Source organism: Spirosoma aerophilum, assembly GCF_054782495.1.
On the sequence record NZ_BAAGSJ010000017.1, the window covers coordinates 424,949 to 439,666 of the forward strand.

The following is a 14,718-nucleotide window of genomic DNA, read 5'->3' on the forward strand; positions in this document are numbered from 1 at the left end:
ATATCCGGTTTGTGAAAACTATTTTAATTAACACAGCGTACGTAGTTTGTCAACACTAACGCTGTAACTAGTTAACTATCAAAAACTTCTATGAAACAAATAAACATAAAATTGCTTCTGGGCTGTTCGGCGCTGATGCTGGCAGGCCAATCCTGTACCGATCTGACCGAGCAAACCTATGACGTTATTCCTACCAGTGGCAACTTTGGTAGTACCCCCGCCCAGGCATCTGCTCTGATCGGTCCGCTTTACAATGGTTTGGGCGACTATTACGGCAACATGTCGAACCTGAACACGACTACGGATGAGCAGATCGTGCCAACCCGGGGTGGTGACTGGAAAGATGGTGATAACTGGAAGCGTCTGTACCAACACACCTGGGATCCTATTACAGACAACGGTCAGTTCAATGGCCCCTGGACCTGGTGCTACAATAACATCACCAGTATCAACCAGCAGCTGGGAACCATTACGGATGCCAACACCAAAGCTGAGTTACGGGCACTGCGGGCGTTCTTCCACTACCAGGCCATGGATCTGTTTGGTAACGTCATCATTTCGGATGCGGTAACGGCGGCTACGCCCAAGCAGAACACGCGGGCTGAAGTATTTGCTTTCGTTGAGAAAGAACTGCTGGCCGTGTATCCTAACCTGAGCGATGTATCGGGTGGTGCGTATTATGGCCGGATGAACAAGTACGTGGCCGACATGATTCTGGCTAAAATGTACCTGAATGCACAGGTATACACGGGTACGCCCCGTTGGGCTGATTGTATCACCCGTTGTGATAACCTCATCAAATCGGGTAAATTCCAGATCTCCGGTGATTACCTGAGCAACTTCGCTGTTCAGAACCAGAACTCGCCCGAAACGATCTTGGCTACGCCGTTCGATAAGTCGAAGCGCGGTGGCTTCAACCACCAGATGAAAACGCTCCACTACCTGAACCAGTTGACCTACAACCTGGGCACCGCTCCCTGGAATGGTTGGGCAACGGTAACGGAGTTCTACAACTCGTTCGACGATAAGGATATTCGTAAAAAGCAGTGGATCGTTGGTCAGCAGTACAAAGCCGACGGTACCCCATTGAAGGATGATGCCTTGGACATGGTCTTCCGTCCTGAAATCGAATCGTTCACCTTCGATGCCGGTGCCAGTGGTCGTTTGGCCGGTGCCCGGAGCCAGAAGTACGAAATCCAGAAGAACAATACGTTCGTTGATCAGGATAACGATTTCGTCGTTTATCGTTTGGCTGACGTGTACATGATGCGTGGTGAAGCTAACTTCCGTTTAGGAAATGTAGGCGCAGCACTACCTGATTTCAACGTGGTTCGTAAACGCGCCGGTATGCCGGATTACACCGCAGCTACCCTGACGCTGAACGAAATCCTGGCCGAGCGTGGTCGTGAGTTGGCCTGGGAGCAGCACCGTCGTCAGGATCTGATCCGTTTCGGTCAGTACACGAAGGCATGGCGCTTTAAGGAGGCTTCACAGCCTTTCCGCCAGCTGTTCCCGATTCCGAAGGATCAGTTGTCGCTGAACCCGAACCTGAAGCAGAATCCTGGTTATTAATTTTCCTGATAAAGGGTGAAAACGAGCAGGCTCATATGGGTCTGCTCGTTCCATTTTAAGCCTGATTAAAAGCCAATTAATCATATTCCTAACGTGTAAGAACTTCTGTAATTACTTATCTTTGTAACCCCTATTTCCTTACATACTCCGCCCGAACGATAACTTGTCTTAATTATAACGTTCTTACAAATCACGTACTTGTGCTAATGCGCATCAGTTTCATACTAGTGGCCATAGGTCTTCTTGCCGGTTGCCGGTCGGAACAACAACAGCCATCAGATCCCTTATTTCGAAAGTTATCTGCCGACGAAACACACGTCAATTTCTCCAATACCGTTACCGACGATAAAGACTTCAATATCTTTAATTACCGTAATTTCTACAATGGGGGCGGTGTCGCGATTGGGGATGTCAACAACGATGGCCTGTCGGATGTGCTGATGATCGCGAATATGGGCGATAATAAGCTCTATTTGAACCGGACAAAACCCGGTCAGAGTGGTATTCAGTTCGACGATGTTACGACCAAAGCCGGTATTGCGGGTAAGCATGACTGGAGTACAGGAGCCACGTTTGCCGATGTGAATGGCGATGGACGGCTCGATATATACATCTGTAACGCCGGCAATCGGAGTGGCGACGACCGCGCCAACGAACTCTTCATCAACAACGGCAACGACGCCAACGGCATTCCTACCTTCACCGAGCGGGCCGCCGAATATGGGCTGGACGATCGGGGCTATTCGACCCATGCCGCTTTCTTCGACTACGACCGGGATGGTGACCTGGATATGTACCTGCTCAATAACAGCTTCATGCCCGTTGGGAAATTGCAGTACGCCAACCTGCGGTCGCAGCGGGATTCGCTGGGGGGGCATAAGCTGTTTCGGAATTTAAGCAGCGAAAGAGCGAAAGAGCAAAAGAGCGAAAAAGTCACCGTTAAGCCGTCAGGCCCTGTTTTCGCCGATGTGTCGGAAAAGGCTGGGATATATGGGAGTTTGATTGGCTTCGGGCTGGGCATTACCATTGGCGATGTCAATGACGATAACTGGCTGGATATTTACATCTCCAACGACTTCTACGAGCGGGATTACCTCTACATTAACAATCACGACGGCACCTTTAAGGAGTCGATCAAAGAGTCGATGCCGCACACGAGTCTGTCGTCGATGGGAGCCGATGTGGCCGATGTGAACAACGATGGCAAGCTCGATATCTTCATTACCGATATGCTGCCCGGCAACGACCGGCGACTGAAGCGGACGTCGAGTTACGAAGGCCATGATCTGGAGCAGATCAAAGTCGGCCGCGACTTCCATTATCAGTACATGCAGAATATGCTCCACCTGAACCGGGGTAACCAACCCGGAACAAACGCCTTGCCGGTGTTCAGCGATGTGGCGCGTTTTGCGGGCGTTCATGCTACCGACTGGAGTTGGGGAGCCCTTATTTTCGATATGGACAACGATGGTCAGAAAGATATTTTTGTGGCCAACGGTATTGCCAAAGACGTTACCGATCAGGATTTTATCAACTTCTTGGCCGACGGGGAAAATATGGCGCAAATCGCTCGGCAACGGGCGTTCAACTTCAAGGAGTTTCTGGATAAAGCACCATCGGAAGGGGTACCCAACTACGCCTTTCACAACGACGGCGGCTTGCAGTTCACCAACAAAGCATTTGACTGGGGCCTGTCGGAGCCGGATTTCTCCAATGGCGCTGCCTATGGCGATCTGGACAACGACGGCGACCTGGACCTGATCGTTAATAACATGAACGCGCCGGTGGCCATTTACCAGAACCAGTCGATCGAGAAGAACAAGACGAACTTTCTGAAGATAAAGCTGGAGGGGACGGGCATGAACCGGAATGCCATTGGGGCGCGGGTCATCGTTTACCAGCCAGCCCAAACCCAACTGCTTCAGCAAATGCCCAATCGCGGGTTCGAGTCATCGGTTGATCTTAATCTGGTGTTTGGCCTGGGAGCCTCTCCCCGGATTGATTCGCTGGTGGTCATCTGGCCGGATGATAAAATGCAAACGCTGCGAAAGCCCAACGCCAACCAACTGCTGACCCTCAAGCAGCAACAGGCCAACCAGCTCTGGAAACCTACCGTCACCAAACAGGCACCCTTTTTTCAGGACAACACCGCTGCGTCGGGTCTGAATTACGTGCATCAGGAAAGCCCCTTTGTCGACTATAACCGCGATGCACTGCTCAAGCAGCAACTCTCCACGCAGGGACCGGCGTTAGCTACCGGCGATGTAAACGGCGATGGGCTGGATGACGTGTTCTTCGGTGGCGCCGAAGGTCAACCCGCCCGCTTATTTGTACAGCAACCCGCCGGGCGCTTTGCCGATAAAACGCCGGATGCATTGCGTCAGGATACGGCTTATGAAGCCGTCGATGCGGTTTTCTTTGATGCCGACGGCGATAAAGACCTGGATTTATACATTGTATCGGGCAGTAACGAGTTCAGCGAAGACTCCGATGAACTGCTGGACCGCTTATACCTCAACGATGGCAAAGGTGGGTTTACGCGCTCGGAGACGGGCCTGCCGAACCTGAAAGCCAGTGGCTCCTGCGTAGCTGCCGCTGATTTTGACCGGGATGGCGATATCGACCTTTTCGTTGGCTCGCGAATGATTCCGGGGAAATACGGACAAAATCCACCCAGTTATCTGCTCACCAACGATGGAACGGGCAATTTTAAGAACTACACAAAACGCTCCCTGACCGACGCCGAGCAGTTAGGCATGGTGACGTCGGCTACCTGGGCCGACCTAAACGGCGACAACTACCCCGAACTCATTGTGGTGGGCGACTGGGAGCCGGTAAAAATATTCGAAAACAAGCGGGGTAAACTGGGTCAGAACCCCGAGGCAGCCATTAAAAACACTAAAGGCGAAGTGCTGAAAACCAATGGCTGGTGGAATTGCGTAACGGCTGGTGATGCCGACGGCGACGGTGACCTGGACCTCGTGATTGGCAACCTGGGAACCAACTCCCGCATCAAGGCCACGCAAACCACACCTTCCGAACTCTACGTCGGCGATTTCGATCACAACGGCACCGTTGAGCAGATTATCAACTGCGCCGATGAAACAGGCGAACTGTATCCGATGGTGTTGAAACAGGAGCTGCAGAAAGCCATGCCGACGATCAAGAAAAAGTACGTGAAGTTCCATGATTTTGCCGGCAAAAAGATCAACGAGGTGCTGGACGAAGACCAGATCAAACAGGCGATCGTGAAGCAGTCCTTCATGGGGTCAACGGCGATTTTGCTGAATGATGGGAAGGGGCATTTAACCTATCAGGCTCTACCCGCCGAGGCTCAGTTCTCACCCGTTTGCGGGGCTCTCTTTACCGATGTGGACCGGGATGGACGTACTGACCTCGTGCTAACGGGCAACTTCCTGGATGTGCTGCCCGAAATCGGGCGGTATGACGCCAGTTATGGCGTTACCTTGCGCAACAAAGGCAAAGCGGCCGATGGTACGATCCATTACGAAACCATTAATCCAACCCTTTCCGGCCTGTTCACGCGGGGGCAGGTTCGGCGCATTGCTCAGCTCAGGCAGGGGCAGATCGTTCTGGCCAAAAATAACGACCGGGCGCAAGTGTTTTTGAAGAAGTAGTTAGGAGTTAGTAGCGAGGAGTGAGGAGCCATCCGGCAGCGCAACATGCCGGTCCGCCGACCGTCCGCGGCTGCGGTGCGGTCAGCAACGCTTAACTCCAGCAACGCCGACTATTTACTCTTCAAATAAAAAATATATTAACAAGTTTAATGAAGAAATGAGATTATGGAATTCGTAAGTAGGAGTGAGGATGCATCTGACGGCATTGCGTGCCGGTCCGCCGACGCGGTCAGCCCTCCCAACTCCTGACTCCTAATTCCTCGCTCCTACCATATGAAAAAAAGTGCTTTCTTCTTTTCCCTCTGTGCTATGGCGCTGGCGGGTTGTAGTTCTTTCAAATCGGAAAAACAGCTTTTTCAATCACTGGATTCGACCCAAACGGGGGTCGGATTCGTGAATAAGTTAATGCCGAATGAAAAGCTGAACATCCTCGATTACCTGTATTTCTACAATGGCGGGGGCGTGTCGGCGGGCGATATCAACAACGATGGCCTCACCGATCTGTACTTTGTTTCCAATCAGGGAAAGAATAAACTCTATCTCAACAAAGGAAATTTTAAGTTCGAAGACATAACCGCCAAAGCCGGTGTTGAAGGCTTTGCCGACTGGCAGACAGGCTCCACCATGGCCGATGTCAATGGCGATGGACTGCTCGATATTTACGTTTGTGCCGTGGGGAATTTCCGTGGGCAGGAGGGGTCCAACGAGCTGTATATTAACAACGGCGACGAGACATTCACCGAAAAAGCCGCCGATTATGGCCTCGACTTTACGGGTTTCTCCACCCAGGCCGCTTTCTTTGATTATGACCACGACGGCGATCTGGACTGTTACCTGCTCAACCACGCCATTCATACCTCCCGCAGTTACGACCGCGTGTCGGCCCGGAATTTCCGGAATAACGAGTCAGGCGATTACCTGTACGAGAATCAGATGATCACCAAAGCCGGAAAAGCGCCTGCCGGTAAAATTGCCCGATTCCAGAACGTAAGTGAGCGGGCCGGTATTTACGGCGCAGCAATGGGCTACGGACTTGGGGTCTCGGTTGCCGATCTGAACAACGATGGCTGGGAAGATATTTATGTCTCCAACGACTTCCACGAAGACGATTATTACTACGTCAATAACCACGACGGGACATTCACGGAAAGTGTCCGGAAGGCATTCCAGCACACCAGCCGCTTCTCGATGGGGAACGACATTGGCGACGTGAACAACGATGGCTTTGCCGACGTGGTTACGCTCGACATGTATCCCGAAGACGAAACTGTCGAGAAATCGTCGCTGGGCGAAGATCCGCTCGATATATACACTTACAAACTGGCGTACGGCTACATGAACCAGTACAGCCGGAACTGCCTTCAGCTGAGCCTTTCGGGGAAAAAATTCATGGACATCGGCGCCATGTCGGGGGTAGCGGCTACCGACTGGAGTTGGTCGCCGTTGCTGGCCGATTACGACAACGACGGCGTGAAAGACATGTTCATTAGCAACGGCATCGTTCGTCGGCCCAACAACCTCGAATATGTCAAGTTTGCCGCCGATGACTCGCTGCGGTATGCCATGGAAACCTCGAAATCGCTGGACGAACGGGCCACTAAACTCATGCCTGAAGGCAAGGTACACAACTACCTGTATCGGGGCACGCCTTCGCTGCGGTTCGAAGACAAGTCGATAGCCTGGGGTTTTGAAACGCCTACCTATTCAAACGGTTCGGCCTATGCCGATCTCGACAATGACGGCGACCTGGATCTGATTGCCAACAACATCGACGATGCTGCCAGTCTCTACCGCAACGATGCCAACGATGTATTTCCTGACAATACACACCTGACGGTCAGGCTGAAAGGAGAGTCGCCCAACACGTTCGGGGTGGGGGCAAAGGTCATTCTGAAATACGGTAAAGACAGCCTGATGATGCAGCAGCTGATGCCTACGCGCGGCTTTGAGTCGTCGGTCGCGCCCGAGTTATTGTTTGGATTAGGGAAACGCGCAGTTATCGACTCGCTGATCGTGATCTGGCCCAATCAGCAGATGGAAGTACGCAAAAATGTCAAGACCAATCAGGCAATCACGCTGAAACAGGCCGACGCTAAACTCGACGGGACGAACTTCCGGTACACAACGTCACCTACTCAGCCGCTCTTTGCCGATCTGGCCACTGCCGATTCGATTCCTTACCGGCATACCGATAATAACGAGTATTTCGATTTTGTCCGCGAGTCGTTGATGCCCTTCAAAGTATCGACGGAAGGGCCGCATCTGGCCGTGGGCGACGTAAACGGCGACGGTCTGGACGATATGTATGCCGGTGGTGCCAAATGGAAGGCCGGGAGTTTACTGATTCAGCAGCCGGGCGGTACGTTTGTTCCATCGGTTCAGCCCGACTTTACGAAAGATTCTACCTACGAAGATGTCGATGCGGTGTTTTTTGATGCCGATGGTGATAAAGATCTCGATTTATATGTGGTGTCGGGCGGGAACGAGTTTTACAATAAAATGCCCGAACAGTTCGATCGTCTGTATGTGAACGATGGCAAGGGAAATTTCAGCCGTTCGGCTAATGCTCTGCCAGCCATGTACGACAACAAAAGCTGCGTTCGGCCGATCGATCTGGATAACGACGGCGACCTGGACTTATTCGTTGGCGGGCGCGTGGTGGGCTTTGGTTACGGGAAGTCGCCCAACTCCTATCTGCTGATCAACGACGGAAAAGGGCACTTCGCCGACAAAACCGAACAACTGGCCACGGGGCTTCGCCAGGCGGGTATGATTACCGATGCCGTTTGGGCCGATTATGACGGCGACAAAGACCAGGATCTGATTTTGGCCGGTGACTGGATGCCGATTCGCATTTTTGCCAATGACAACGGAAAATTCGCCGAAGTGAAAGAGATTACCAGCGAAGACACCCCCCTGAGCGGTTTCTACCAGCGCGTTATTGCGGCCGACTTTGATAAAGATGGCGACATTGACCTGATGGCGGGTAACCTCGGCACGAATACTAAGTTTCGCAAAACGCCCGATTCGCAGCTACGGATGTGGGTCAAGGATGTCGATAACAACCAGAGTGTCGAACAGATCATTGCCTATAATCGTGGCAAAGAGTGGTACCCGCTGGCCTTTAAAGATGAGTTGGGCAAACAGATGCCGAGTATCATCAATAAACGATTTACCGATTACGTCTCCTTTGCCGGTAAACCCCTCGACGAGGTGCTGAAGGATGATGAACTAAAAGATGCTCAGGAGTCCACCGTCAATCAGTTTGCGTCGGTTTATCTCGAAAATAAGGGGGGTAAATTCACCGTTCACGAATTGCCGATGATGGCTCAGGTATCGAAACTGTTTGCTCTGCAAGCGATTGACCTTGACCACGATGGTGACCTGGATGTGCTGGGGGGTGGTAATTTCTACGGCGTTAGTACTTATCAGGGGCGTTACGATGCGAGTTATGGGTTAGTTTTGCGGAACGATGGCAACGGGAACTTCACGGCCCTGTCGCCCGTAGATACCGGCTTCCTGCTCAACGGCGAAATCCGCGATATTCGCCCCGTTCGAACGGCGCAGGGTACGCTCATGGTGGTTGCCCGCAACAATGCCGGTTTGCAGGTATTTAAACCGTTATAACTGGCTGATATAAATCTTTCTTTTGTCTGATTTTTTCCGTTAATTTTGTAAATTCTGAGCAATTAGTTTTACGGTTGCTTATTACTTCAACTTGTTATTTAATCGTATGAACTTTTCGCTTCGTTGGGGCTATCTGCTGGCTGTGTTGCTGGTTGGGTTAGCCAGTTGCCAAAAGCCTGCATCTCCTGCCGAATACAACGCTAAGGCAGCCAATCCTGAGTATTACAATTCGGCGCTGAACAAACTAACAGAAGTTGTCATTCACGACATTTTCTCCCCACCCGTTGCCAGTCGGATTTATTCTTATGCGAACCTGGCGGGTTACGAGGCCCTTGTTCCCTTCGATGCGCAATACGAATCGCTGGGGGGGCAGTTGAAACGGTTTGACCGCGGGCCAAAACCGGAAGCGGGTAAAGAATACTGTTTTCCCCTGGCCAGTACCCGCGCCTTTTTAACGGTTGCCCGGGCACTGACCTTCTCGGTTGATTTTTACGACACCTTCGAAAAACCCTTTTATGAGCAATACAAGAAGGATGGCGTGCCTGATGAGGTATACGACCGATCGATGGCCTATGGCGAAGCGGTAGCCAAGCACATTCTGGATTATGCCGCCAAAGATAGCTACAAGCAAACGCGGGGGTTCAAGCATACCGTCACGAACGAAGAGGGGTCATGGGTGCCAACACCCCCGGCCTATATGGATGCTGCCGAGCCGCAATGGAACAAGTTGCGCTGCTGGGCCATGGATACATGCAATCAGTTTATGCCGCCCCGTCCGCTTCCCTACAGCCTGACGAAAGGAAGTCCGTATGAAAAAGAACTCGATGAGGTGTACCAGATTGGCAAAAACCTTGATAAGCAGAAGCAGGATATTGCCTACTTCTGGGACGATAACGCGTTTGTGATGAACGTAGCCGGTCACGTGATGTACGCCAGTAAGAAAATGACGCCCGGCGGACACTGGCTGGCCATTGCGCAGACCATTTCCCGGAAGAAAAAACTGAACATGATGCAGACCGTTGAAGCCTACGCGCTCACGTCGTTTGCCCTGAGTGATGGCTTTATTTCCTGCTGGGATGAGAAATACCGCAGTAAAACCGTTCGGCCGGAAACCGTCATTAACAAAACGTTTGATCCGAAGTGGACGCCCTTTCTGCAAACGCCCCCGTTTCCCGAATATCCCAGCGGCCACAGTGTGATCTCGACTGCCGCTGCTACCGTGATGACTCATCTGATGGGCGATAATGTAGCCTTTACAGATTCAACGGAGTTTCCGTATGGTCACGGCGTTCGGTCATTTACGTCCATCCGGGGGGCTGCCGACGAGGCCTCGATAAGTCGTTTATATGGTGGCATTCACTACCGCTCTGCCCTGGCAAACGGACAGCTGGAAGGCGAAAAAGTTGGCAAGTGGGTGATCGAAAAAATTCGCACCCGCAAAGCAGGAGTGGCCCAGCGGTAAGTTTACGGGTTGCTACAATACAAAGGCCTCTACCAATCGTACTGGTAGAGGCCTTTTTGTAATGCCGGTAGACAAGTTAATGTAAGGTGGAAATAAGCTGTTAGTCTATTCTTGCAAAGAGTATTGCACGAAGAATAAAGCCAATAAGAAAAAGAGTTTATTCGTGTTCAGTATGTCGGCTCTCAAAAAGAGCCGTTCAGCCAATATAAATAATGAGCCGTTTACAGAGGGATACCAATCTTGTAGTAGGCTGGTCGTCCATTGTGTTCGGCTTATTTTTTACCATTGCGCCATGGGTAGGTTGGAGGCTTGAAGTTCCAGCTGAACATCCTTCGCACTAACCGCCATTTTATTTAATGAGATGTAAATAGCTTTCACGGCATTTTCAATGCGCTGCCAGCCTTCTTCACTCTGCAGATCAATGCTGATCATGGTATGATCGTTCTGCGCCATGATGGTAAGGTAGGTCATCGCGCCAAGAATAACCGCCGAGATAGCCTGAGTATCCGCTACTTTTACGAAGGAAAGCTGACTAACGAGCCGGGTCATTTCTTCATCCTGAGCTTTTGCTGTTGTAGCAGCAATTGGATCATTTTCAATAACGCTTGCCTTAAGCACTTCGCGGGCTGCTTTAAACGTACGGAAGTATCTATACGTTTGAATGACCTGGCGATACCAGATTCTGGCTATGTCAGAGTCGTGCAGCGGACGGATTTGATCCAGAATGGCTGGGGTAAAAACAGGGAACAGTTTACCCATTTTTACATAATACTCCAGTAGGCCTTCCATGCCCCCGAAATATCGGTAAATTAATACTTTACTAACATTAGCTTTCTCTGCAATTCGGTTTACACCTACGCCTTCTAAACCGCGTTCGGCAATGACTTCTTCTAACGCTTCAACAATGCGCTGGGTGGTCTTTGCCCGGTTGCGTCTTATCTTTTCATCTTTCTCCATAATAACTGTATTCATTGTAATTAAGTAGATGTCACTCCCTTTGACTATAACTATTTATGAAAGTCACTTTAGTAAACTTTAATTTGCCAATCAATTAGTAATAACAAAGAGAAATTAAGTTTGTCAATATTATGCAATGAATCTGTTAATATATAATAATACGAAATTATTCATATCATATACATAGGAAAATGCTCTATAAACGAAGAAAAGTAGCTTTAATGATGAAGTGGTTGACAAAAAGGAGTGCCTTTTTACACCATTTCTTTTTTTGTCAGCCTATAATTAGTGACGTATTAATGGAAAAATAAATACTAGGCAATAAAGCGTGTGCTATTTAGCTAGTAACAAAAATCAGTACACTATAAGTACCGGAAAAGGACAGCCAGGCGCCTATCCCTGTCTGAAAGATAGTCTTTTAAAACGAAGTTTTGTAGTAATATATTATATTTTATTCATATATAAATAGTCCTATAAATACATCAAAAAAAAGTTGCTGTACTGGCTACGTAAACTGATAAGCCCACCAGATTAGTACAGCCTGCAAAGGCAATCGCCCCCACCGTATCCAGGCCGGTAACTTTTTAAATTTGCCGGCAGTTGCCATGTAAACATTAGCGGGAAAGACGACAATCAGTAACAAAATGAGTCCCCAGGCGGATAGGGAACGGGTAGCCGGAAAGAGCAGTCCAATGCCCAGCACAATCTCCGCTATACCACTGAGCGTTACCATCAACTGATGCGATGGAATGTAAGGCGGCATGATCGCCAGATACGTTTTAGGGCTGATGAAATGATTCGCCCCGGCAGCGATATAAATAATGGCCTGGATATAAAGACTGAGGTTTGACATACCCATTTGGTTAATGATAATGGCGCAAATACAAAAACAGGAAGGAGAGGTCTAGTCCTCTTCCTTCCTGTCTAAGCGATAGCCTTTACATATATACTTCATTCAATCGCGTGCCCTACAAAGCCAGCGGTGTTATTCAGGATGAGGCCGCCCCGCCGGAAACCCGCCCCACAGGCTTCACCGGCATAAAATACCCCTGCCTGATAGACGTGACCAGCCGAATCGGTAGGAAACACAACGTACTCCTGATAGATTTTGGGATAATCGCCGTAGTCCCCGTCGGTAGCCTCACGCTCGCTGCCGTCGGCGTTGAGAATGCGCGTATTGGCGCCTTCCCGCCCAAACAGTACTTTTTCGACACAGGGCTTGTTGGCTAGTGGCTTACTGTCTGTTTCGAGCAAAAGCGGATGATTGGGGTACAGCTCCCATAAAACTTTAAGAATGTATTTCGACTGGAACAGTAACGTATAGGCAGGATTCAGAACAACCGCCAGCCTTTTGCGGACAATGTCGGTCAAAATCTGAAGCAGTTCGGGCTCCTCCTCCGCAATGGCCTCCCAGGGAACCAGCTTGAACCAGAAGTCCAGTTTCTCAAACTCCCCATTTTTCGGGTTCTGCCAGAAAATGCCTTCTTCTGCCGAGAAATCGATGTTGTCAATAAAGTCCAGCTCAATATCGAAACCCGCTTCCCGGGCGGCTTCGCCCAGTAACGCCACATTGGTGTCATCTTCGGGACTGTCGCGCATGGCCGACAGCAAAAGGGTTGGCTGCAGGTCGGGGTTGAGGGCCAGAAGTGCTTCGAACTGGCCTGTTAAGGTCTCAAAAACAGCGTTGAACTGCTGGCTGTCATCAAGGCCGTTGGCTTTGAGGTGCGCATACTGGACCACGGCGGTTTCGGGAAGGCAGGTGGCGGTATCCGCATTAAACTCGATGAGCTTTATGGGCTGGCCGTCGATACCCCCTGCCAGATCGAAACGCCCGTAAAGGTGAATGTGCCGGTCATCATCCCAGGATAGTTTGATCAGCTCGACCAGGTTAACCGGGATGCCCAGTTCGGCAAAGCGGTTGTTGTCGATAACCTCCTGGCCGGCCGCCACGAACATGTCGAAGAGGTCGTTGGCGGCTTCGTAGTACGCATCGGCTTCAGCTGGCGTGATGGTCACAACGTCGCTGGTCAGATAGGGTAATGTATCCTGTCCGAGCATCCAGTCCCAGCCAAGATTACGGAGCTGGGCGTCGGGCTGTATAGGCAGCTTTTTAAGAGAAATCATAGTCGTTGTTATTTTGCGAAAACGAATGCCGATTCTTGACAAAACAAACCGTAATTCGTAGTATAAAACCCAGTCCGGCACCAACGGGCTTCGTCGTTGCCGAAATGTTCCTGTAAATCTCGCTTAACCAAATGATTCGAACGTATTTATTTTTTGTCAGTGCCTTACTAACCCTGACAGTCGGTCTGGTACATGGACAACCGGCCGGGAAAAGTCGGGCCATCCCCGTTATTTTCGACACGGACATGGGGCCCGATTATGATGATGTTGGTGCAATAACGATGCTGCATGCGTTTGCCGATGCGGGCCAGGCGCGTATTCTGGCGACCATTGCCAGCACGAACTACCCCAACGTGGCACCGGTGCTGAGCGTGCTGAATACGTATTTCAAGCGCCCGACCATACCCATCGGCGTGCCGAAAGGAAAGGCCGTGAGTGATAAAGACACCCAGCACTGGTCCGATACGCTGGTCGCCCGCTACCCACATGCCGTTCGGTCGAACGATAATATGCCCGATGCCGTGGCGCTCTACCGCCAGGTTCTGGCTAAACAACCCGACCATAGCGTTACCGTTATTACCGTCGGATTTCTGACCAATCTGGCTAATTTGCTGGCTTCTCAACCCGACCAGTATTCTCCGCTGTCAGGCAAGGCGCTGGCGGCCCGGAAGATAAAACAGGTCGTTAGCATGGCGGGTAAATTTCCGGGCGGACGGGAGTACAATGTGCACCGGGATACTGAGTCCTCAAAAATATTCTTTGCCGATTGGCCAACACCAGTCCTGATGAGTGGGTTTGAAATTGGAGAGCAGATCCATTCGGGTGTGCCGCTCACCCAGAACAAGGCTATTCAGAACAGCCCCGTAAAAGATGTATTCCGGATTTCGCTGCCCAAAGCGGCCGAAGATAAGAATGGCCGGATGAGCTGGGACCAGACGGCGGTGCTCGTTGGTGTGAAAGGCTACGCGCCGTACTATACCGTTAAATCCGGTCGGTTAACCCTCAATCCCGATGGCTCAAATGGCTGGGACGATTCGGGCAAAGGTCATCAGTATCTGGTGGTTGACATGCCCGTTCCGAAAGTAGAAGCTCTCATCAACGAATTGATGCAGCATCAGCCCCGCAAGTAGTAAACTTAGTTAGCCGGTTAATTGGTTATTAGTTGGGAGGGGTATTGGCTTGCGCCCGGCCGGGTAACGCTGACTCTAAGTAAGCAAATTTATTGAACACAGAGACGGCCCACCGTTGCGGCACAGAGTGTAAACGATGGATTTTGGCTTTTTAGCCTCTATACGCCTGGGGTCTCTGTGTTCATTAAGTGTAATCTCATTTTGGGTG

Annotated in this window: 8 protein-coding genes; 5 read left to right on the top strand and 3 right to left on the bottom strand. The window is 50.7% G+C overall.

Features of this window, described 5'->3' with window-relative positions:
* The first annotated feature begins 90 nt into the window (after positions 1-90).
* The 4 genes from ACYVK4_RS24165 (at position 91) to ACYVK4_RS24180 (ending at position 10,299) form a co-directional block, all read left to right on the top strand.
* On the top strand, positions 91-1,572 hold the full coding sequence (locus tag ACYVK4_RS24165) for a RagB/SusD family nutrient uptake outer membrane protein (protein ID WP_461130136.1): 1,482 nt from the start codon (positions 91-93) through the stop codon (positions 1,570-1,572).
* A gap of 206 nt (positions 1,573-1,778) precedes the next feature.
* A complete protein-coding gene (locus ACYVK4_RS24170) occupies positions 1,779-5,210 on the top strand; it encodes a VCBS repeat-containing protein (RefSeq protein WP_461130137.1) in 3,432 nt (1,143 codons plus the stop codon).
* A gap of 273 nt (positions 5,211-5,483) precedes the next feature.
* Entirely contained in the window at positions 5,484-8,837 is a 3,354-nt protein-coding gene (locus tag ACYVK4_RS24175; RefSeq protein WP_461130138.1) for a VCBS repeat-containing protein, read from the top strand.
* Positions 8,838-8,943: 106 nt separating this feature from the next.
* The gene (locus ACYVK4_RS24180) at positions 8,944-10,299 is read left to right on the top strand and encodes a vanadium-dependent haloperoxidase (RefSeq protein WP_461130139.1); all 1,356 of its coding nucleotides are present in this window, start codon (positions 8,944-8,946) and stop codon (positions 10,297-10,299) included.
* Between the two features lie 279 nt (positions 10,300-10,578).
* On the opposite strand, the gene ACYVK4_RS24185 is transcribed toward ACYVK4_RS24180, so the two are convergent.
* The 3 genes from ACYVK4_RS24185 to ACYVK4_RS24195 all read right to left on the bottom strand — a co-directional run bounded on the left by ACYVK4_RS24185 (position 10,579) and on the right by ACYVK4_RS24195 (position 13,380).
* Positions 10,579-11,271 (bottom strand): TetR/AcrR family transcriptional regulator, encoded by a 693-nt coding sequence (locus ACYVK4_RS24185; protein WP_461130140.1) that lies wholly within the window; start codon positions 11,269-11,271, stop codon positions 10,579-10,581.
* A gap of 490 nt (positions 11,272-11,761) precedes the next feature.
* Positions 11,762-12,109, bottom strand: coding sequence for a DoxX family protein (locus ACYVK4_RS24190; protein ID WP_461130141.1), 348 nt, complete (start codon positions 12,107-12,109; stop codon positions 11,762-11,764).
* A 98-nt stretch (positions 12,110-12,207) separates the two neighbouring features.
* Complete coding sequence (locus ACYVK4_RS24195; protein WP_461130142.1) at positions 12,208-13,380, bottom strand: glutathionylspermidine synthase family protein; 1,173 nt, start codon at positions 13,378-13,380, stop codon at positions 12,208-12,210.
* Positions 13,381-13,511: 131 nt separating this feature from the next.
* Here ACYVK4_RS24195 and ACYVK4_RS24200 point away from each other — a divergent pair, with 131 nt between their 5' ends.
* Positions 13,512-14,510 (top strand): nucleoside hydrolase, encoded by a 999-nt coding sequence (locus ACYVK4_RS24200; protein WP_461130143.1) that lies wholly within the window; start codon positions 13,512-13,514, stop codon positions 14,508-14,510.
* The last annotated feature ends 208 nt before the right edge of the window (positions 14,511-14,718 follow it).

Bases quoted from the DNA above. Each gene is read 5' to 3' on its own strand.
- ACYVK4_RS24165 (WP_461130136.1), top strand. From the start codon at position 91: ATGAAACAAATAAACATAAAATTGCTTCTGGGCTGTTCGGCGCTGATG.
- ACYVK4_RS24170 (WP_461130137.1), top strand. From the start codon at position 1,779: ATGCGCATCAGTTTCATACTAGTGGCCATAGGTCTTCTTGCCGGTTGC.
- ACYVK4_RS24175 (WP_461130138.1), top strand. From the start codon at position 5,484: ATGAAAAAAAGTGCTTTCTTCTTTTCCCTCTGTGCTATGGCGCTGGCG.
- ACYVK4_RS24180 (WP_461130139.1), top strand. From the start codon at position 8,944: ATGAACTTTTCGCTTCGTTGGGGCTATCTGCTGGCTGTGTTGCTGGTT.
- ACYVK4_RS24185 (WP_461130140.1), bottom strand. From the start codon at position 11,271: ATGAATACAGTTATTATGGAGAAAGATGAAAAGATAAGACGCAACCGG.
- ACYVK4_RS24190 (WP_461130141.1), bottom strand. From the start codon at position 12,109: ATGTCAAACCTCAGTCTTTATATCCAGGCCATTATTTATATCGCTGCC.
- ACYVK4_RS24195 (WP_461130142.1), bottom strand. From the start codon at position 13,380: ATGATTTCTCTTAAAAAGCTGCCTATACAGCCCGACGCCCAGCTCCGT.
- ACYVK4_RS24200 (WP_461130143.1), top strand. From the start codon at position 13,512: ATGATTCGAACGTATTTATTTTTTGTCAGTGCCTTACTAACCCTGACA.